A 19,998-nucleotide genomic window follows, 5' to 3' on the forward strand; every position below is an offset into this window, starting at 1 on the left:
GGCGCCCATGGGACAATGGGACCCGTGTTGCGTTGGATCACTGCTGGGGAGTCGCACGGCCGCGCGCTGGTGGCCGTGCTCGAAGGCATGGTCGCCGGTGTGGAGATCACCTCCCTGGACATCTCCGAACAGCTGGCCCGCCGCCGCCTCGGTTACGGCCGCGGCGCCCGGATGGCGTTCGAGCGGGACGCGGTGAGCGTGCTGTCCGGGGTGCGCCACGGTGTCACCCTCGGCGGCCCCATCGCCGTCGAGATCGGCAATACCGAATGGCCGAAGTGGGAGACCGTGATGGCCGCCGACCCGGTCGACCCGAGCGAGCTGGCCGACAGCGCGCGCAACGCGCCGCTCACCCGGCCGCGGCCCGGCCACGCCGACTATGCGGGCATGCTCAAGTACGGCTTCGACGACGCCCGGCCGGTGCTGGAACGGGCCAGCGCCCGCGAGACGGCGGCCCGCGTCGCGGCGGCCACCATCGCCCGCGCGTTCCTGCGTCAGGCGCTGGGCGTCGAAGTGCTCTCGCACGTCATCGCGATCGGCCCGTCGGCGCCCTACCAGGGCCCGCCGCCCGGCCCGGGCGACCTGCCCGCGATCGACGCCAGCCCGGTGCGGGCCTTCGACAAGGTGGCCGAGGAGGCGATGATCGCCGAGATCGAGGCCGCCAAGAAGGACGGCGACACGCTGGGCGGGGTGGTCGAGGTGGTGGTCCTGGGCCTGCCCATCGGGCTGGGCTCGTTCACCAGCGGCGACAACCGTCTCGACAGCCAGCTCGCCGCCGCCGTGATGGGCATCCAGGCGATCAAGGGCGTTGAGATCGGCGACGGCTTCGAGACCGCGCGCCGCCGCGGCAGCCGCGCCCACGACGAGATGTATCCGGGCCCCGACGGGGTGGTCCGCTCCACCAACCGGGCGGGCGGCCTGGAGGGCGGCATGACCAACGGCCAGCCCCTGCGGGTGCGCGCCGCGATGAAGCCCATCTCCACGGTGCCGCGGGCGCTGGCCACCGTCGACATGGCGACCGGCGACGAGGCCGTCGCGATCCACCAGCGCTCGGACGTGTGCGCGGTGCCGGCCGCCGGCGTGGTGGTCGAGGCCATGGTGGCGCTGGTGCTGGCCCGCGCGGCGCTGCAGAAGTTCGGCGGCGACTCGCTGGCCGAAACCCGCCGCAACGTCGAGTCCTACCGGCGGGCGGTCGCCGAGCGGGAGTCGCCGGCCGCCCGGGGTACCGCGTAATGGCGCCCAGGGCTGTTCTGATCGGTCTACCGGGATCGGGCAAATCCACGATCGGCCGGCGGCTGGCCAAGGCCCTCGGGGTCGACTTCCTGGACACCGATGTGGCCATCGAGCAGCAGACCGGGCGGCGCATCGCCGACATTTTCGCCACCGACGGCGAGCCGGAATTCCGCCGCATCGAGGAGGAAGTGGTGCGCGCCGCGCTGGCCGATCACGACGGTGTGGTGTCCCTGGGGGGCGGCGCCGTCACCACCCCGGGTGTGCGGGCGGCGCTGGCCGGTCACACCGTCGTCTACCTGGAGATCAGCGCCACCGAAGGCGTGCGGCGCACCGGCGGCAACGCCGTGCGTCCGCTGCTGGCCGGGCCCGATCGCGCCGACAAGTACCGCGCGCTGCTGGCCGAGCGCAGCCCGCTGTACCGGCGGGCCGCGACCATCCGCGTCGACACCAACCGGCGCAACCCCGGCGCGGTGGTGCGCTACATCGTCTCGCGGTTGCAGGCTCCCGCGGGGGCCGCGACATGACCGGCTCGGGTGATCCGGTCACCATCGAGGTGGCCGTCGACCCGCCGTACCCGGTGGTCATCGGTACCGGCCTGCTGGGCGAGCTGGACGATCTCCTCTGCAACCGGCACAAGGTGGCCATCGTGCATCAGCCGGTGCTGGCCGAGACCGCCGAGGTGATCCGAAGCCGGTTGGCGGACAAGGGTGTTGACGCGCACCGCATCGAAATCCCGGACGCCGAGGACGGCAAAGACCTTCCGGTCGTGGGCTTCTTGTGGGAAGTGCTGGGCCGCATCGGGATCGGGCGCAAGGACGCATTGGTCAGCCTCGGCGGCGGCGCGGCCACCGACGTCGCGGGGTTCGCGGCGGCCACCTGGCTGCGCGGCGTCGACATCGTGCACGTGCCCACCACGCTGCTGGGCATGGTCGACGCGGCGGTCGGCGGCAAGACCGGGATCAACACCGACGCGGGCAAGAACCTGGTCGGGTCTTTCCATCAGCCCCACGCGGTTCTGGTCGACCTCGCGACGCTGCAGACGTTGCCGCCCCACGAACTTGTCGCCGGGATGGCCGAAATCGTCAAGGCGGGATTCATCGCCGATCCGGTGATCCTCGACCTCATCGAGGCCGATCCGCAGGCCGCCGTCGACCCGTCGGGTGACGTGCTGGCGGAACTGATTCGCCGCGCGATCGCGGTCAAGGCGGAGGTGGTGGCCGCCGACGAGAAAGAGTCGGAGCTGCGCGAAATCCTCAACTACGGGCACACATTGGGCCACGCCATCGAGCGCCGGGAGCGCTACCAGTGGCGCCACGGCGCCGCGGTGTCGGTGGGTCTGGTCTTCGCCGCCGAGTTGGCCCGGCTGGCCGGCCGACTCGACGACGCCACCGCGCAGCGCCACCGCACCATCCTGTCCGCGCTCGGCCTGCCGGTCAGCTACGACGCCGACGCGCTGCCGCAGCTGCTGGAATACATGGCGGGAGACAAGAAGTCGCGCGCCGGGGTGCTGCGGTTCGTGGTGCTCGACGGGCTGGGCAAGCCGGGCCGGCTGGCCGGACCCGACCCGGCGCTGCTGGCGGCGGCGTACGCGGGGGTGGCCCATGAGTGACACGGTGCACGTCATCAACGGCCCGAACCTGGGCCGGCTGGGCCGGCGCGAGCCCGAGGTGTACGGCGACACGACGCACGATCAGCTGGCGGCGCTGATCGAGCGGGAGGCCGACGCGCTGGGCCTCAAAGCCGTTGTGCGGCAAAGTGATAACGAAGCCGAACTGCTGGACTGGATCCACGCGGCCGCCGACGCGGGCGAGCCGGTGATCCTCAACGCCGGCGGGCTCACCCACACCTCGGTGGCGCTGCGCGACGCCTGCGCCGAGCTGAGCGCACCCCTGATCGAGGTGCACATCTCCAACGTCCATGCGCGCGAAGAATTTCGGCGGCATTCCTACCTGAGCCCGGTCGCCACCGGCGTGATCGTCGGGCTGGGGGTGCAGGGCTATCTGCTGGCCCTGCGCTATCTGGCCGGACAGCCCGGCACCGACAGCTAGCCCTTGTCGTGGTCCGGCTTGGTGTGCTCCTCGCGGCTAGTTGCGGCGCTCCTCCTCATCGCTTCGTCCCCCGCAAGCGGGAGGTGCCCCCGCTGCATCGTCGCCGCGGCGGGTGCGGATCACCTCGGTCTTCGGGTCGTCCTCGGGCTTGGCGATCGTCTCGGTCGGCGACTCGGTGGTGGCCACCTTGTCGGTGGGCGCCTCGCGCTCGGCCGTGGCGACCGACCCGGTCCGCGCCTCGGCCTGCGCGCCGGAGGTCTGCGCGGGGATCTCGCCGGTGGGGGCGTCGTCACCGCGCACCGCGGAGAACACGTCGGTGTCGGCACGCTCGTCGTCGGAGCCCGGCCGCCGCGGCGGGGGATTGCGGTCCACCCGCCAGCGCCCGAAGGTCACGCCGATGATGCCGGGCAGGAAGACGCACAGCGCGGTGAAGGCGGCAAAGGTGGTGAGCTCGTTGAGCAGCCCGCCGGTGTACAGGCCCTTGTAGAAGAGCGCGATCAGCCAGGACACGGCGCCGCTGAGCACCCCGGCCAGCAGGCCGGCCAGCAGCCAGGTCATCGCCAGGTCGCCGCGGCGGTCCGGATCCGGGTTGTCGCGGGCGTCGGCCCGCCCGTCGAGCACCCCCCACACGGCCACGCCGATGATGAACAGCACCAGCAGCACCACGCTGAACAACCCGGCGTTCGTCTGCCACGCGTTGATCAGTGCACCTTGGAACAATCGGACGACGACCATCGCCGCGGCGTAGACCAATCCGCGCAGCATCCAGTTACTCATGGCCCAAAAGCGTAGCGAGTACCGTCAAGACCTGTGACACATTCACAGCGTCGAGACAGGCTCAAAGCACGACTCGAGGCCAGCGGATTGGATGCGCTGCTGGTCACGGACCTGGTGAACGTCCGTTACCTCTCCGGTTTCACCGGGTCCAACGGCGCGTTGCTGGTGTTTGCCGACGACCGGGGCCCCGTGTTGGCCACCGACGGGCGGTATCGAACCCAGGCGGCCGAGCAGGCGCCGGACCTCGAGGTCGCCATCGAACGGGCCCTCGGGCGCTACCTGGTCGCACAGGCCGCCGAGGCGGGCGCGCAGAAACTCGGCTTCGAAAGCAACGTGGTCACCGTCGACGGGTTCGACGCCCTGACCCGTGAGCTCGACGACCGCAAGGCGGCCACCGAGCTGGTCAAGGCCGCCGGAACGGTCGAGGCGCTGCGCGAGGTCAAGGACGCCGGTGAGGTCGCGCTGCTGCGGTTGGCCTGCGAGGCCGCCGACGCCGCGTTGGCCGATCTGGTGGCGCGGGGCGGCCTGCGGCCCGGCCGGACCGAACGCGAGGTGAGCCGCGAGCTGGAGGCCCTGATGCTCGACCACGGCGCCGACGCGATCTCGTTCGAGACCATCGTGGCCGCCGGGCCGAACTCGGCGATCCCGCACCATCGGCCCACCGATGCCGTGCTGGCCGGCGGGGATTTCGTGAAGATCGACTTCGGCGCGCTGGTCGGCGGCTACCACTCCGACATGACCCGCACCTTCGTGCTCGGCAAGGCGGCCGACTGGCAGCTGGAGATCTACCAGCTGGTCGCCGACTCGCAGCGGGCCGGCCGAGAGGCGCTGCACGCCGGCGCCGACCTGCGCGAGGTGGACGCCGCGGCCCGCCAGGTGATCGCCGACGCCGGTTACGGCGAGCAGTTCAGCCACAGCCTGGGCCACGGCGTGGGCCTGCAGATCCACGAAGCGCCGGGCATCGGCGCCACCTCCACCGGCACGTTGCTGGCCGAATCGGTGGTGACCGTGGAACCCGGCGTCTACCTGCCCGGCCGCGGCGGGGTGCGCATCGAGGACACCCTGGTGGTGCCGCAGGAGTCGAGCGGCACGCCACCGGAACTGCTGACCAAGTTTCCCAAGGAGCTGGCCGTCCTGGGGTAGCCGTCGCACGACGAGCACGCCGCGGCCGGCCGCGAACCGGCGCTCCGCTGACGAAGTTTCGCGCGTCGGCCGCGCGACCCCGGCCCGCAAGCCCCGGCCCCGCGGCGCTCTAAACTAGCCGACAAGTCGCAGACAGTCCGCAGACGGCTGTCCATCCCGAGGAGATATACCGAACCGTGGCAAGCACCGCCGATTTCAAGAACGGACTGGTGCTGGTGATCGACGGCCAGCTGTGGCAGATCGTCGAGTTCCAGCACGTCAAACCCGGCAAGGGCCCGGCGTTCGTGCGGACCAAGCTGAAGAACGTGCTCTCCGGCAAGGTCGTCGACAAGACGTACAACGCCGGGGTCAAGGTGGAGACCGCCACCGTCGACCGGCGCGACGCCACCTATCTGTACCGCGACGGCAGCGACTTCGTGTTCATGGACAGCCAGGACTACGAGCAGCATCCGCTGCCAGAGTCGCTGGTCGGCGACGCCGCCCGGTTCCTGCTGGAGGGCCTGCCGGTGCAGGTGGCGTTTCACAACGGGTCGCCGCTGTACCTCGAGCTGCCGGTGTCGGTCGAGATGGAGGTCACCCACACCGAGCCCGGCCTGCAGGGCGACCGGTCCAGCGCCGGCACCAAGCCGGCCACCGTGGAGACCGGCGCCGAGATCCAGGTGCCGCTGTTCATCAACACCGGCGACAAGCTGAAGGTGGACACCCGCGACGGCAGCTACTTGGGGCGCATCAACGCGTGAGTAGACCCGCGAGGGGACGCCACCAGGCCCGCAAACGCGCCGTCGACCTGCTGTTCGAAGCCGAGGCCCGCGGACTGAGCCCGGCGGAGGTCGTCGACGTCCGCACCGGGCTCGCCGAGACGAACCCCGAAGTCGCGCCCCTGCAGCCGTATACGGCCGCGGCGGCCCGGGGCGTCGGCGAGCACGCCGCGCACATCGACGACCTGATCAGCTCGCATCTGCAGGGCTGGACGCTGGACCGGCTGCCCGCCGTGGACCGGGCGATCCTGCGGGTCGCGGTGTGGGAGCTGCTGTACGCCGACGACGTGCCCGAGCCGGTCGCCGTCGACGAGGCCGTCCAGCTGGCCAAGGAGCTGTCCACCGACGACTCGCCGGGCTTCGTCAACGGGGTGCTGGGCCACGTCATGCTGGTGACGCCGCAGATCCGGGCCGCCGCCGAGGCGGTCCGAGGCGCGGTGGGCCCCGACATAACCCCGGAGGACCCCGGACCGCAGCCATGACCCGGTTGGAGCTGCGCCTGCTCGTTGCGGCCGCGCTGGCCGCGACGGTGGTGCTGGGCGCGGTGATCTGCGCCGCCTACCGCCTGACCATCGTCGCCTCGGTGCTCTCCATTTACGCGCTGGGGGTGGGCGCCTGGCTGTATCACTGCGTCGAACGGGTGGTCGTGGCCCGGCGCATCAGCACGGTGCGTTCGGCGGCCAAGCCGCTGCAGCCGCTGCTGCCGGTGATGGCCGCGATCATGGGGCTGACGCAGGGCGTGGTGCGCTCGCTGTCCGACGTCACCGAATTGCCCGCCCGCCGCTGGGAGTTGCCCGTGTTGCGTTGGGTGGACAGCACCCGGGGTAATCGCCGTGTGGTGGAAAGTGACGACGAGGCGGATCACTGATCAAGCTGAGGTGAAATGACCACGGGCATGCCGCGGCGGGTTGACAATACGAGCGGCACGTCAGCGGCGGCGAACGACGAACAGGTGAGGTCATGATTCGATACAGCACCCAGCCGCGACGACTTCGGGTGTCGGCACTGGCGGCCGTGGCCAACCCGTCCTACGCGCGGGTCGACACCTGGAACCTGCTCGACGACGCCTGCCGTCACTTGGCCGAGGTGGACCTCGCCGGCCTGGACAAGACGCACGACGTGGCCCGGGTGAAACGGCTGATGGACCGCATCGCCGCTTACGAGCGGTATTGGCTGTACCCCGGGGCGGCGAACCTGGCGATCTTCCGCGCCCACCTGGAAAGCCTGTCCACGGTGCGGCTCACCGAAGAGGTGTCGCTGGCCGTGCGGTTGCTCAGTGAATATGGCGACCGCGCAGGGCTTTTCGATACGTCGGCGCCGCTGGATGACCAGGAACTGGTGGCCCAGGCCAAACAGCAGCACTTTTACACGGTCCTGCTCGCCGACGACGCCCCGAGCACCGCGCCGGACAGCCTGGCCGAGTGCCTGCGCGCGCTGCGCGCACCGTCCGACGATGTGCAGTTCGAGATCCTGGTGGTTCCCAGCGTCGAGGACGCCATCACCGCGGTGGCGCTGAACGGGGAGATTCAGGCCGCGATAATCCGCGACGACCTGCCGCTGCGGTCCCGCGACCGGCTGCCGCTGATGAACACGCTGCTCGGCCCGAACGAGGACGCCGGAGACGGCATTCCGGATCGCGCCAACTACTGGGTGGAGTGCGGCGAGTGGATCCGGGAACTGCGACCCCACATCGACCTGTACCTGCTCACCGACGAGTCGATCGCGGCCGGTGACGACACCGAGCCCGACGTCTACGACCGCACGTTCTACCGGCTCAACGACGTCACCGACCTGCACAGCACGGTGCTCGCCGGTCTGCGGAACCGTTACGCCACACCGTTTTTCGATGCGCTGCGGGCGTATGCCGCCGCGCCGGTCGGTCAATTCCACGCGCTGCCCGTCGCGCGCGGCGCCAGCATCTTCAACTCCAGGTCGCTGCAGGACATGGGGGAGTTCTATGGCCGCAACATCTTCATGGCCGAAACCTCCACCACCTCCGGTGGCCTGGACTCGCTGCTGGATCCGCACGGCAACATCAAAAAGGCGATGGACAAGGCCGCCAAGACGTGGAACGCCGACCACACCTACTTCGTCACCAACGGGACGTCGACGGCCAACAAGATCGTGGTGCAGTCGCTGACCCGGCCGGGCGACATCGTGCTGATCGACCGCAACTGCCACAAGTCGCATCACTACGGGCTGGTGCTGGCCGGCGCCTACCCGCTGTATCTGGACGCCTATCCGTTGCCGCAGTTCGCGATCTACGGCGCGGTGTCGCTGCGCACCATCAAGCAGACGCTGCTAGACCTGGAAGCCGCCGGGCAGCTGCACCGAGTGCGCATGCTGCTGCTGACCAACTGCACCTTCGACGGCGTCGTCTACAACCCGCTGCAGGTCATGCAGGAGGTGCTGGCGATCAAGCCGGACATCTGCTTCCTGTGGGACGAGGCGTGGTACGCGTTCGCCACGGCGGTGCCGTGGGCCCGGCAGCGGACCGCGATGGTCTCCGCCGAGCGCCTCGAGCAGATGCTTGCCTCGCCGGAATACCTTGAGGAGTACCGGAAATGGGCCGCGACCATGGACGGCGTCGACCGGTCGGAATGGATCGAGCGCGAGCTGATGCCCGACCCGGCCACCGCGCGGGTCCGCGTCTACGCCACGCATTCCACCCACAAATCGCTGTCGGCGCTTCGGCAGGCGTCGATGATCCACGTGCGCGACCAGGATTTCAACGCGCTCACCCGCGATTCGTTCGGTGAGGCGTTTTTGACCCACACCTCGACGTCACCCAACCAGCAACTGCTGGCGTCGCTGGATCTGGCGCGCCGGCAGGTCGACATCGAAGGCTTCCAACTGGTCCGGCAGGTCTACGACATGGCGCTGGTCTTCCGGCATCGGGTGCGCAAGGACCGGTTGATCAGCAAGTGGTTCCGCATCCTCGACGAATCCGATTTGGTGCCAGAGGAATTCCGGGAGTCCTCGGTGAGCTCCTACCGCGAGGTCAGGCAGGGGGCGCTGGCCGAGTGGAACGAGGCGTGGCGCTCGGACCAGTTCGTGCTCGACGCCACCCGGGTGACCCTGTTCGTCGGCGCGACCGGGATGAACGGTTACGACTTCCGCGAGAAGATCCTGATGGAGCGATTCGGCATCCAGATCAACAAGACGTCGATCAACAGCGTGCTGCTGATCTTCACGATCGGCGTCACCTGGTCGAGCGTGCACTACCTGCTCGACGTGTTGCGAAGAGTGGCAATCGATTTCGACCGCATCCAGAAGGCGGCCAGCGTTGCCGACCGGGCGCTGCAACAGCGTCACGTCGAGGAGATCACCGAGGACCTGCCGCATCTACCCGACTTCAGCGAATTCGACATGGCGTTCAAGCCCGTCGACGAGTGCAAATTCGGCGACATGCGTTCGGCGTTCTACGCCGGATACGAGGAGTCCGACCGCGAACACGTGCTGATCGGCATGGCCGGGCGACGGCTGGCCGAGGGCAAGACCCTGGTGTCGACCACGTTCGTGGTGCCCTACCCGCCGGGCTTCCCGGTGCTGGTCCCCGGTCAGGTGGTGTCCAAGGAGATCGTGTACTTCCTGGCCCAGCTCGACGTCAAGGAAATCCACGGCTACAACCCGGATCTGGGGTTGTCGGTGTTCACCGAGACGGCGTTGGCGCGGATGGAGGCACAACGCAGCGCCGCGATGGCGGCGGTGGGTTCGGTGACCGCGGCCTTCGAGCTGCCCTCGGACGCGTCCGCGACCAACGGGGCGCGCAACAACGGGGCCAGCGACGCCCCGGCCCTACCGTCGGGCGCCGACAGCGGCTGAGCGATCAGCGGGGGGTCGGCGTCGGCCGGGCGGCGCAGGTGGTGCGCGCCGAGGTGTGCGGTGCGCCGGTCGACCAGTCGGCGATGCCGCGCCGGATTCCCTGCAGCAGTGCGTCCCTTCCCGCCGGGGCCGTGTCGTTGCAGCTCGAGTGCAGGGTGCTGAACGGGCTGGGGTCGGCGACGGCCGGTGCCGCCACTACGACGGCCGGGCCCACCAGCACCGCCGCGCTGACCAGCACTCGGGTGATCACCCGGTCGGGACGACGCGAAGAGCGTGCGGTACCAAACATGACGGCGTCAGCCTAGGACGGCGGCGCTGAGAGGGCGCTGAGAGCGCGCTGAGCTCGGTGTTCTCTGCGAGCACGCGGCCCTGCAGAATCAAGGGCGTGCACAAATTCGGTGGCCGGTCGGCCCGGCGACGCGGGCGGCTGCGCCCGCGGCACCTGCCGCACCTGGGCATCTCGGCTCGCTCGGCGGCGGTGTCGGCGATCGTCGTGCTGTGTGCGCTGGCCATCGCCGGCGCGGGACTGGACGCGATCCTGTACCGGTCGCTGTTGGCGGGCGTCGATTACGCCGCCGCCGAGCGGGTCCGCGATATCACCAAGGCGCTGCAGGCCGATTCGTTCGACGACCTCGACAACGCGCTGCTGCACACCGACCAGCGGGTGGTTGCGACCCAATTGATCGGCCCGGACGGCACCGTGGTCAGGCGGTCCGGTTCGGCGCCGAGAACGCCGCTGATCTCGCCGGATCAGTTCGACTTCACCCTGCGTCGCGGCCTGCCCGACGACGCGGTGGCCGGTGATGACATGCGGGTCAGCGGCCAGAAAGTCGCGACCCGATCAGGCGTATACACGGTGCTGGTGGGAGGGGGCAGCGAGGCGGTCGAGGGGACCGCGCGGGCCCTGGCGATCCTGTTGGCCTGCAGCGCGCCGGTGATCGTCGCGGTGGTGGCGGGGGCGACCTACTGGCTGGTGCGCCGCTCGCTGCAGTCGGTCGACGCGATCCGGACCAGGGTGGCCGACATCTCGACGTCCGATCTGGCCGAGCGGGTTCCGGTGCCCGACAGCCACGACGAGATCGCGGCCCTGGCCGTCACCATGAACGAGATGCTCTCGCGGCTGGAAGCGGGTCACCGCGCCCAGCAACGCTTCGTCGGCGACGCCTCCCACGAGCTGCGCAGCCCGCTGGCCACCATCATCTCGGGACTGGAAGTGGCCGAGGCCCATCCCGACCTGCTCGACGCCGAGCTGGCGGTCAACACGTTGCTACCCGAGGCGCAGCGTATGCACACGCTGATCGAAGACCTGCTGCTGCTGGCCCGAGCCGACGAGCAGCGGCTGCTGCGGCGCAAGGAGCCGGTGGCCCTCGACGACCTCGCGCGGGCCGAGGCCGACCGGGCCCGGCGCGACGCACGGTGCGTGATCCACACCGATTTCCGTCCGGTGCGCGTGGACGCCGACCCGGTGGCGATGTCGCGGATGATCCGCAACCTCGTCGAAAACGCTGTGCGACATGCGGTTTCGTGTGTCGCAATCGAAGTCCGCGGCGAGGGCGCGACGGCGATCCTGACCGTCAGCGACGACGGCCCCGGAATCGCCCCCGCCGACCGCAACCGGGTGTTCGAACGTTTCGTGCGGCTGGACTCCGACCGGGCCCGCAGCGGGGGCGGGACCGGGCTGGGCCTGGCGATCGTCGCCGAGGTCGTCGCCGCACATGGCGGCACGGTTGCCATCGACGACCCGCCGTGCGGGGGGACCACGATGGTTGTGACGTTGCCGCGGCAGGAGTCTTAGCACAGCAACCGGTAGCCGACGCCCCGGATCGTCTCGATGGTGTTGGTACCGAAGGGAACATCGATCTTGCGGCGCAGGTAGCCCACATAGACCTCGACGACGTTGTCCGGGCCGTGATGGTGGGCATCCCAGACGTTCTGCAGGATCTCGGCCTTGGTCACCACCACGTCCATGTTGCGCATCAGGTACTCGAGCACGCCGTACTCGCGGGGAGTCAGCGCGATCGGCGTCGAGCCCCGTTTCACCGTGTGCCGGGCGGGATCGAGCGCCAGTGACCCGGCTTTGAGCACCACCGGGCGCGCCGGTGCGCCGCGGCGAACCAGCGCCCGCAACCGCGCCACCAGCACCCGGAACGAGAACGGTTTGGTCAGATAGTCATCGGCACCCAGATCGAACGCATCGGTCTCGTCGTATTCGCCGTCCTTGGCGGTGAGCATGAGCACCGGCGTCCACACGTTGTGCGACCGCATCCGGCGCAGCACCTCATAACCGCTGAGGCCGGGCAGCATGATGTCGAGAACGATTACGTCAAAGGCGTTTTCGGTGGCTTCCCGCAGCCCGTCGACACCGTTGCCGACGGCCACCACGACGAACCCCTCCGCCTTGAGCCCCCTGGTCACGGTCGCGGACAGCCGTGGTTCATCCTCGACGAGCAGGACTCTCATGTGTCAACGCTACGTCGAGAGCCGGACCCGGCCTCAGTCGGGCCAGCGGGCCTCGATCAGCACCTCGGCGAACGGGCCGCCCATGCGGCAGAACCGGTTGGTCGCCACCCACACGACGCCGGCGCTTCGCAGCCTGATGCGCACCGGGTGGCCGACGAGGGTCTCACCGGGAGCGGTGTGGCTGAAGAACGTCGCCAGGCGCTCGACGTCGACGTCGATTGCCCAGTCGGGCCACGGTCGTTCGAAGAAGTCGCGGTTGAACCACATGGTCGGGCATTCCTCAATGCGGCGCTCCCGCAAGCCCATCGGGGGAAGCATCATCACGGGTGTGCCTGCAAGCTGGCGCGTGCCGGGTGGCATCCCCGCTCCTTCGTACGCCGTCATGACCGACCTCACCGACGGTACGGCGGAAGCGCGCTGAGGTCGTCGAGAGCCCGGTCGGGTTGGTGCGGTTACCGCGGGTGGGGCCCGGTTCCGGAGTTAACTTCTCGATGAGCGCGGGCACCGGACCGGCCGCTCAGCGCGCCTCGCGGTCCGAGTGCTCGGCACCGCCGGCCGGATCGGCTTCCGGCGCATCGTCTTTAGGCTGGCCGGGGTGCCGGCCGGGACGCTGCGGGATGATGACCAGCAACACCGCGATGAGCGCCGCGATCACCGCCGACGCCAGCGGGCGGCTCCACGCCAGGCCGCCGTCGGCGACGGGCTTGTCGATGAAGTCACCCACCGTCGCCCCCAGCGGCCGGGTGAGGATGAACGCGACCCAGAACAAGGTGACGCGGGAAATGGAGGTCCAGAAGTACAGGGCGGCCACCGCCGCCAGGCCGACCGCGAACACCAGTGCGCCGCGTTCGTAACCGAGATCGCGGGTGTCGGCCAGCCAATCGCCGAGCGCGGTGCCCAGCGTCTGCGAGAACGTGATGGTCGCCCAGTAGAAGGCCTCCACGTTGGGCGTCGAGACGGTGCTGACCGATACGGTGCCCTGCGACCACCGCCACCAGCCCAGGGTGGCCACCAGGCAGGCCAGCAGCAGCAGCGATCCGCCCGTGTAACCGATGCCCAGCGAGCGGTCGGCGAAGTCGGCCAGCACGGTGCCGAACGTCGTCGAGGCCACGATCGTCGCCCAGTACAGGACCGCGTGGAACCGCTTGGCCAGGATCTGCGCCGCAACCAGCGCCACCAGCGCGACGCCGAAAATCGCGACCCCGGCGGCGTAGCCCCAGTTCAGGGTCATCGTAACGGTGTCGCCGCCCGTCTCGCCCAACGTCGTCGCCAACACCTTGACGACCCAAAAGCCGAGGGTGACGGCCGGCACCTTGGTCAACGCGTGTTTCGAGACGTCGGTCATGCACGTCATCTTCCGCCATCGGTGCGCGACACGGAATCGCCCAGCTCATCGGAGTGGCAGGTTCTACTCACCGCGATCACAAAGCGCACGGGTTCCCGCAGGTGGCGCAATGGCGTGGCGGGTGGCGGTTTTCGCTGGTCGGGCCTCGGCGCCGCCCGGCGCAATACGCCCGGGCCCCGGCACCGACGCCCATCGGCGACCCGAAAAGTGGCCCTGAGCTGCGTTAGCGTGACTCCCGTGGCGCACCCAGTACCGAGCCGGGATATTCAAGACTCCCGGGCCAATCGCGCCCGCCGGGTCGCCGACGTGCTGCGCCAACAGATCCACGCCGACGCCTATCCGGCGGGCCTGCCCGCCGAACACGAGCTGGCCGCCGAATTCTCGGTATCGCGCAACACCATTCGCGAGGCGCTGGCCGTCCTCAAGCAAGAGGGGCTGATCGACCGCGGACCCAAGGTGGGCACGCACGTCGCGCAGCGCAAGTACGACCACGGCCTCGACGCGCTGCTGGGCCTGAAGGAGACGTTCAAAGATCTCGGTGAGGTCCGCAACGAGGTGCGCGCCGCGATGCCGGTCACCGCGCCGCCGTCGGTGGCCCGTCGGCTGCGGCTGGAGCCGGGCGAGCAGGCGGTGTTCGTCGAGCGGTTGCGTTACCTGGGTGACCTGCCGCTCAGCCTGGACCTCACCTACCTCGCCCCGGACATCGGCCGGCGGGTGCTCGACCATCCGCTGGAAACCAACGACCTGTTCTCCCTCATCGAGGAGGTGAGCGGGCAGCGGCTGGGCTCGGCGGCGCTGGCGCTCGAGGCCATCCCGGCCGACGCGCACTCGGCGGCCACGCTGCAGGTGCCCGACGGCGCGGCGCTGCTGATGCTGGAGCGGCTGACCAGCCTGGCCGACGGCACCCCGGTCGACCTGGAGTACATCCGGATGCGCGGCGACCGAATCACCATGCGCGGCAACCTTACTAGAGCCGAGCCGACGAGGAGCAACCCGTGACGCTGATCAACAACAACCGCGCCGACGTGCCGGTCACCATCGACGAGTCGCTGTGTATCGACGGGTGCACGCTGTGCGTCGAGGTCTGCCCCCTCGATGCGCTGGCCATCAACCCCGAGACCGGCAAGGCCTTCATGCACGTCGACGAGTGCTGGTACTGCGGCCCCTGCGCGGCCCGCTGTCCCACCGGAGCCGTCACCGTCAACATGCCCTATCTGCTTCGCTGAAAAGCGTTCAACCCCAGGATCTTTGATGAAACGACGCGCCATTGGGCTGGCGTCGGTCGTGATCGCGACCGCCGCGCTCACCGCCGGTTGCTCACTGGAATCCCTGTCGCAATCATCCGGTGTGGTCAACGTGGTGGTGGGATATCAGTCCAAGACCATCAACACCGTCACCGCCGGTACGTTGCTGCGCGCGCAGGGCTACCTGGAGCGCCGGCTGGCCGACATCACCACCCGCACCGGCACCAAATACGCGGTGCGCTGGCAGGATTACGACACCGGCGCGCCGATCACCGCGCAGATGCTCGCCGAGAAGATCGACATCGGCTCGATGGGCGACTACCCGATGCTGATCAACGGCTCCAAGACGCAGACCAACCCGCTGGCGAAAACCGAGATCGTCTCGATCACCGGCTACAACCCCAAGGGCGCCCTGAACATGGTGGTGGTGGCGCCGGGTTCGTCGGCGACCGCGTTGAGCGACCTGGCCGGCTCCAAGGTGTCGGCCAGCGTGGGGTCGGCCGGCCACGGCACGCTGATGCGGGCGCTGGACAGAGGCGGGATCAAAGGTGTGGAAGTGCTCAACCAGCAACCGCAGGTGGGCGCCTCCGCATTGGAATCCGGTCAGGTGCAGGGGCTTTCGCAGTTTGTCGCCTGGCCGGGACTGCTGGTGTTTCAGGGCAAGGCCAAACTGCTCTACGACGGGGCCGAGCTGAACCTGCCCACCCTGCACGGGGTGGTGGTGCGGCGCTCGTATGCAGCGTCGCATCCGGAGGTGCTCGGCGCCTTCCTGCAGGCACAACTGGACGCGACCGATTTCCTCAACTCCAAGCCGCTCGAGGCCGCGCGCATCGTCGCGCAGGGCAGCGGCCTGCCACAGGAAGTGGTGTACCTGTACAACGGCCCCGGCGGTACCTCGTTCGACACCACCCTCAAGCCGTCACTGGTGGAGGCGCTGAAAAACGATGTGCCCTACCTGAAGTCGATCGGTGACTTCGCCGACCTCGACGTGTCCGGCTTCGTCCAGGACGCGCCGCTGCGCACCGTGTTCGGCGCTCGCGGCCTGAACTACGACGCGGCGCGGGCCGTCACCGCCAACCCGTCCGCCCTGCGCGGGGATCCCGCGCTGGCAAGCGAACTGTGGCTCGACGGTGCCGATTCCACCCAAACGGTCGCCGACCCGACCAGCCTGCTGCGGGCCGTGCGGGACGCGACCGCCCACGGCGCCAAAGTCCGCGCCGCCTACGTTCCCGACGCGGAGCTGGGCACCCGGTGGTTCGCCGACAAGGCGGTCTGGGTGCAAAACGGACAGAACTATCTGCCGTTCGGAACGCCGGCCGGCGCGCATCGCTACCTCGCCGCGCACCCGGGCGGCGCCATCGTCAATTACGAGCAGGCCCTTGGAGGTTCGGTATGACCGCCTATCTGACCGGCGACCCGGCAGCCCCGGTGTCCGCGCAAGTCGTCGACACCGCCCCGGCGGCGGCCACCCCGCGGCGCACCGGCTCGCCGTGGCAGTGGCGGCTGCTGCGGCTCGCGTCGGTGGCCGTCGCGATCGGGTTGTGGCAGGTGCTCACCGCCGACAAGGTCCGGCTGCTGCTGCGCTTCGACACGCTGCCCACCGTCACCGAGATCGTGCACGCGCTGGGACGCCGGCTCGGAACGTCCGAGTACTGGCTTGACCTGGCGCAGTCGTTGATCCGCATCCTCACCGGCTTCGGCCTGGCCGCGGTGGTCGGCGTCGCGACGGGCGTGCTGCTGGGCCGATCCCGGTTGTTCGCCAACACTTTCGGCCCGCTGACCGAGTTGGTCCGGCCCGTTCCGGCCATCGCGATGGTGCCCGTGGCGATCCTGCTGTTCCCGACCGACGAGGCCGGCATCGTGTTCATCACCTTCCTCGCGGCGTACTTCCCGATCCTGGTCAGCACCCGGCACGCGGTCCGCGCGCTGCCCACGCTGTGGGAGGACTCGGTGCGCACCCTCGGCGGTGGCCGGTGGGACGTGCTCAAGCAGGTGGTGTTGCCGGGCATCCTGCCGGGGGTGTTCGGCGGCCTGTCCGTCGGCATGGGCGTGGCGTGGATCTGCGTGATCTCCGCCGAGATGATCTCGGGCCGGCTCGGCATCGGCTATCGCACCTGGCAGGACTACACCGTGCTGGCCTATCCCCAGGTGTTCGTCGGCATCATCACCATCGGCGTGCTGGGTTTCGCGACAGCGGCGGCCGTCGAGGTCGTGGGCCGTCGGGTGACCAGTTGGCTGCCGCGAGCGGAGGAGGAGCAGCGATGACTCTCAAACAAGCCGGAGTGAGCCTCGAACTGGATCGGGTTCGCTTGTCCTACACCGGAGAACCGGTGATCGACGGGCTGAGCCTGACGGTGCGCCCGGGGGAGATCCTGGTGCTCACCGGTCCCTCTGGCTGCGGCAAGTCGACGGTGCTGCGGGCCCTGGCGGGACTGCTGCGCCCAGACGAGGGCCGGATCGTGGCCGACGGCGACGAGGTGACGACCACCTCGGGCGACCGGGGCATGGTGTTCCAGGACAACGCGCTGCTGCCGTGGCGCACCGTGCGCTCCAACATCGAGTTGGCCCTGCGGCTGCGCGGCGTCTCCCGCGCCGGGCGGCGCGCCGAGGCGGACCGCTGGATCGCCGAGCTGGGGCTGACCGGTTTCGGCGACTATCTGCCCAAGAGCCTGTCCGGCGGCATGCGCCAGCGCGTCCAGCTGGCCCGCGGGCTGGCCGGGGCGCCGCGCGCGGTGATGATGGACGAGCCGTTCGGCGCGCTGGACACCCAGACCCGCACGGCCATGCAGCGGCTGCTGATCGACACCTGGCGTGCCCATCCGACGACGATCGTCTTCGTCACCCACGACGTCGACGAGGCGCTGCTGCTGGGCGATCGCATCGCCGTGCTGGGCAAGGCCGGTCAGCCGCTGCGCACCCTGGTCGACGTGCCGGAGCCGCGCGTCGATCGGCAGCGCGCCGCGCTGCGCGCCAAAGTCATTGCGGCACTGAATCACTCGGCGGTGGCGGCATGATGCAGATTCCCGACCCGGCGGCCCCCATCCGGCTCGACTGTGACGTGCTGGTCATCGGCGGCGGCACCGCGGGCACCATGGCCGCGCTGTCGGCCGCCGAGAACGGCGCGCAGGTGCTGCTGCTGGAGAAGGCCCACGTGCGCCACTCCGGCGCCCTGGCGATGGGCATGGACGGGGTGAACAACGCGGTGATCCCCGGCAAGGCCGAGCCCGAGGACTACGTCGCCGAGATCACCCGCGCCAACGACGGAATCGTCAACCAGCGCACCGTGTATCAGACCGCCACCCGCGGGTTCGCGATGGTCCAGCGGCTGGAGCGCTACGGCGTGAAGTTCGAGAAGAACGAGCACGGCGAATACGCCGTGCGCAGGGTGCACCGCTCGGGCTCCTACGTGCTGCCGATGCCCGAAGGCAAGGACGTCAAGAAGGCGTTGTATCGCGTGCTGCGGCAGCGGTCGATGCGCGAGAAGATCCAGATCGAGAACCGGCTGATGCCGGTCCGGGTGCTGACCGACGGCGGGCGCGCCGTCGGTGCGGCGGCGCTGAACACACGCACCGGGGAATTCGTCACGGTCGGCGCCAAGGCGGTCATCCTGGCCACCGGCGCGTGCGGCCGGCTCGGCCTGCCCGCCTCGGGCTACCTGTACGGCACCTACGAGAACCCGACCAACGCCGGCGACGGCTACTCGATGGCCTACCACGCGGGCGCGGAACTCTCGGGCATCGAATGCTTCCAGGTCAACCCGCTGATCAAGGATTACAACGGCCCGGCGTGTGCGTACGTGGCGAATCCCTTTGGCGGCTATCAGGTCAACGCGCACGGTGAGCGGTTCGTCGACTCTGACTACTGGTCGGGCCAAATGATGGCCGAGGTCAAGAGCGAGATCGACTCCGCGCGCGGGCCCATCTATCTCAAGGTGTCGCACCTGCCCGACGAGACGCTGACCGCACTGGAAAACATCCTGCACACCACCGAGCGGCCGACCCGGGGCACCTTCCACGCCAACCGCGGTCATGACTACCGCACCCATGACATCGAGATGCACATCTCCGAAATCGGTTTGTGCAGCGGGCATTCCGCGTCGGGAGTGTGGGTCGACGAGCACGCCCGCACCACGGTGCCCGGGCTGTACGCCGCCGGCGACATGGCCTGCGTCCCGCACAACTACATGATCGGGGCGTTCGTCTTCGGCGATCTAGCCGGCACGCACGCCGCCTCGACGCTGCCCGAAGTGGCTGCGCCGCAACGGCTTCCGGACGATCAGGTGCGCGAGGCGCACGAGCTGATCTACCGCCCGCTGCGCCATCCGGACGGACCGCCGCAGCCGCAGGTCGAATACAAGCTGCGTCGCTTCGTCAACGATTACGTCGCGCCCCCCAAGACCGGGGCCAAGCTGTCACTGGCCATCCGCACCTTCGAGCGGATGAGCGCCGAGATCGCCGAGATGGGCGCCCGCAATCCGCACGAGCTGATGCGCGCGGTCGAGGTGTCGTTCATCCGGGACTGCGCCGAGATGGCCGCCCGCTCGTCGCACACCCGCACCGAATCGCGCTGGGGGCTCTACCACGACCGCGCCGACCTGCCGGGCCGCGACGACAACCAATGGGGTTATCACCTGAACCTGCGCAAGGACGATCGCGGCGAGATGGTGTTCCTCAAGCGGCCGGTGGCGCCCTACTTCGTGCCCGTCCCGGAGCTGGACGGCCTGCCGCCCACCGACCAGACGGTGTACCCGGTAGAGCAGCCGCCGCTGGTCGGCGGGCAAGCGCCGGCCACCGCGGTGTCCCGGATCAATTCGGCGAGTACGACATTCGAGCCGCCCTCGCCGCGCATCGCCGAGGTGCTGGCGCTCGAGGAGCCCACGATGGCCGACCTCGGCCCCTATCTCGCCGACGCGGATCCCGGGGTGCGCCGCACTGCGGTGTCGACGCTGACCGAGCACATCCCGGACGGGTACGCGCCGGCGCTGGTGGCCGCGCTAAGCGACGACGACGCGGGAGTCCGACTGACCAGCGCCGACGGCATCCGCGAGCTGGTCGAGGTGCTGCCGGAGCCGGAAAGCGTGCGGCGGCACCTGGATTCGGGCGATCGGGTGGTGCGGGCCGCGGCGGTGTACGTGCTGGCGGCCCGCCGGGCCGGCGACGCCGCGCAGT

At 69.6% G+C, this 19,998-nt stretch carries 21 protein-coding genes; 16 read left to right on the forward strand and 5 right to left on the reverse strand.

Annotated elements, in window-relative coordinates:
• Positions 1 to 24 precede the first annotated feature (24 nt).
• The 4 genes from aroC to aroQ are packed head-to-tail and all read left to right on the forward strand — an operon-like array spanning position 25 to position 3,278.
• Positions 25 to 1,230, forward strand: a complete 1,206-nt coding sequence (gene aroC / locus DQP58_RS10460) for a chorismate synthase (protein WP_112708347.1) — start codon at positions 25 to 27, stop codon at positions 1,228 to 1,230.
• Entirely contained in the window at positions 1,230 to 1,754 is a 525-nt protein-coding gene (locus DQP58_RS10465; RefSeq protein WP_112708329.1) for a shikimate kinase, read from the forward strand. Before aroC ends, DQP58_RS10465 begins: the two co-directional genes overlap by 1 nt.
• Positions 1,751 to 2,839, forward strand: coding sequence for a 3-dehydroquinate synthase (gene aroB, locus DQP58_RS10470; protein WP_112708330.1), 1,089 nt, complete (start codon positions 1,751 to 1,753; stop codon positions 2,837 to 2,839). Before DQP58_RS10465 ends, aroB begins: the two co-directional genes overlap by 4 nt.
• Positions 2,832 to 3,278 carry a type II 3-dehydroquinate dehydratase gene (gene aroQ, locus DQP58_RS10475; RefSeq protein ID WP_112708331.1) on the forward strand — a complete coding sequence of 149 codons (447 nt, stop codon included), beginning with the start codon at positions 2,832 to 2,834 and terminating at the stop codon, positions 3,276 to 3,278. The genes aroB and aroQ overlap by 8 nt, the downstream gene beginning before the upstream one ends.
• Before the next feature lie 36 nt (positions 3,279 to 3,314).
• Here aroQ and DQP58_RS27610 read toward each other — a convergent pair whose 3' ends face one another.
• Complete coding sequence (locus DQP58_RS27610; RefSeq protein ID WP_430915845.1) at positions 3,315 to 4,055, reverse strand: B-4DMT family transporter; 741 nt, start codon at positions 4,053 to 4,055, stop codon at positions 3,315 to 3,317.
• Positions 4,056 to 4,088: 33 nt separating this feature from the next.
• Here DQP58_RS27610 and DQP58_RS10485 point away from each other — a divergent pair, with 33 nt between their 5' ends.
• The 5 genes from DQP58_RS10485 (at position 4,089) to DQP58_RS10505 (ending at position 9,781) form a co-directional block, all read left to right on the forward strand.
• Positions 4,089 to 5,198, forward strand: coding sequence for a M24 family metallopeptidase (locus tag DQP58_RS10485; protein ID WP_112708332.1), 1,110 nt, complete (start codon positions 4,089 to 4,091; stop codon positions 5,196 to 5,198).
• Positions 5,199 to 5,374: 176 nt separating this feature from the next.
• Complete coding sequence (gene efp / locus DQP58_RS10490; RefSeq protein WP_066863465.1) at positions 5,375 to 5,938, forward strand: elongation factor P; 564 nt, start codon at positions 5,375 to 5,377, stop codon at positions 5,936 to 5,938.
• Positions 5,935 to 6,438 (forward strand): transcription antitermination factor NusB, encoded by a 504-nt coding sequence (gene nusB / locus DQP58_RS10495; protein WP_112708333.1) that lies wholly within the window; start codon positions 5,935 to 5,937, stop codon positions 6,436 to 6,438. Before efp ends, nusB begins: the two co-directional genes overlap by 4 nt.
• The gene (locus DQP58_RS10500) at positions 6,435 to 6,824 is read left to right on the forward strand and encodes an antitermination protein NusB (RefSeq protein WP_112708334.1); all 390 of its coding nucleotides are present in this window, start codon (positions 6,435 to 6,437) and stop codon (positions 6,822 to 6,824) included. Before nusB ends, DQP58_RS10500 begins: the two co-directional genes overlap by 4 nt.
• A 92-nt stretch (positions 6,825 to 6,916) precedes the next feature.
• Entirely contained in the window at positions 6,917 to 9,781 is a 2,865-nt protein-coding gene (locus DQP58_RS10505) for an aminotransferase class I/II-fold pyridoxal phosphate-dependent enzyme (RefSeq protein WP_112708335.1), read from the forward strand.
• Positions 9,782 to 9,785: 4 nt separating this feature from the next.
• Here DQP58_RS10505 and DQP58_RS10510 read toward each other — a convergent pair whose 3' ends face one another.
• Positions 9,786 to 10,070: a hypothetical protein gene (locus DQP58_RS10510; RefSeq protein ID WP_240629724.1), complete on the reverse strand. Its 285-nt coding sequence runs from the start codon at positions 10,068 to 10,070 to the stop codon at positions 9,786 to 9,788.
• Between the two features lie 57 nt (positions 10,071 to 10,127).
• On the opposite strand from DQP58_RS10510, the gene DQP58_RS10515 reads away from it, so the two are divergent.
• Positions 10,128 to 11,576 carry a HAMP domain-containing sensor histidine kinase gene (locus DQP58_RS10515; protein WP_430915849.1) on the forward strand — a complete coding sequence of 483 codons (1,449 nt, stop codon included), beginning with the start codon at positions 10,128 to 10,130 and terminating at the stop codon, positions 11,574 to 11,576.
• On the opposite strand, the gene DQP58_RS10520 is transcribed toward DQP58_RS10515, so the two are convergent.
• The 3 genes from DQP58_RS10520 to DQP58_RS10530 form a co-directional block, all read right to left on the reverse strand.
• Positions 11,573 to 12,241 carry a response regulator transcription factor gene (locus tag DQP58_RS10520; protein WP_066861611.1) on the reverse strand — a complete coding sequence of 223 codons (669 nt, stop codon included), beginning with the start codon at positions 12,239 to 12,241 and terminating at the stop codon, positions 11,573 to 11,575. The genes DQP58_RS10515 and DQP58_RS10520 overlap by 4 nt on opposite strands.
• Before the next feature lie 33 nt (positions 12,242 to 12,274).
• A complete protein-coding gene (locus DQP58_RS10525; RefSeq protein WP_112708336.1) occupies positions 12,275 to 12,601 on the reverse strand; it encodes a hypothetical protein in 327 nt (108 codons plus the stop codon).
• A gap of 157 nt (positions 12,602 to 12,758) precedes the next feature.
• A complete protein-coding gene (locus DQP58_RS10530; RefSeq protein ID WP_112708337.1) occupies positions 12,759 to 13,586 on the reverse strand; it encodes a COG4705 family protein in 828 nt (275 codons plus the stop codon).
• Positions 13,587 to 13,814: 228 nt separating this feature from the next.
• Between DQP58_RS10530 and DQP58_RS10535 the strand changes: the two genes are divergently transcribed.
• The 6 genes from DQP58_RS10535 to DQP58_RS10560 all read left to right on the forward strand — a co-directional run.
• Positions 13,815 to 14,585 carry a GntR family transcriptional regulator gene (locus DQP58_RS10535; protein ID WP_112708338.1) on the forward strand — a complete coding sequence of 257 codons (771 nt, stop codon included), beginning with the start codon at positions 13,815 to 13,817 and terminating at the stop codon, positions 14,583 to 14,585.
• Complete coding sequence (locus DQP58_RS10540) at positions 14,582 to 14,812, forward strand: 4Fe-4S dicluster domain-containing protein (RefSeq protein WP_065053943.1); 231 nt, start codon at positions 14,582 to 14,584, stop codon at positions 14,810 to 14,812. Before DQP58_RS10535 ends, DQP58_RS10540 begins: the two co-directional genes overlap by 4 nt.
• Positions 14,813 to 14,837: 25 nt before the next feature.
• Positions 14,838 to 16,226 (forward strand): ABC transporter substrate-binding protein, encoded by a 1,389-nt coding sequence (locus tag DQP58_RS10545; protein WP_112708339.1) that lies wholly within the window; start codon positions 14,838 to 14,840, stop codon positions 16,224 to 16,226.
• The gene (locus tag DQP58_RS10550) at positions 16,223 to 17,095 is read left to right on the forward strand and encodes an ABC transporter permease (RefSeq protein WP_112708340.1); all 873 of its coding nucleotides are present in this window, start codon (positions 16,223 to 16,225) and stop codon (positions 17,093 to 17,095) included. The genes DQP58_RS10545 and DQP58_RS10550 overlap by 4 nt, the downstream gene beginning before the upstream one ends.
• Positions 17,092 to 17,844, forward strand: a complete 753-nt coding sequence (locus DQP58_RS10555; protein ID WP_112708341.1) for an ABC transporter ATP-binding protein — start codon at positions 17,092 to 17,094, stop codon at positions 17,842 to 17,844. The genes DQP58_RS10550 and DQP58_RS10555 overlap by 4 nt, the downstream gene beginning before the upstream one ends.
• Positions 17,841 to 19,998 (forward strand): fumarate reductase/succinate dehydrogenase flavoprotein subunit (locus tag DQP58_RS10560; protein WP_112708342.1); only part of this gene is annotated, 2,158 nt, incomplete at its 3' end. The genes DQP58_RS10555 and DQP58_RS10560, both read left to right, overlap by 4 nt.

It is taken from the genome of Mycobacterium colombiense, assembly GCF_003284975.1.
GTDB classification, from domain to species: domain Bacteria; phylum Actinomycetota; class Actinomycetes; order Mycobacteriales; family Mycobacteriaceae; genus Mycobacterium; species Mycobacterium europaeum_A.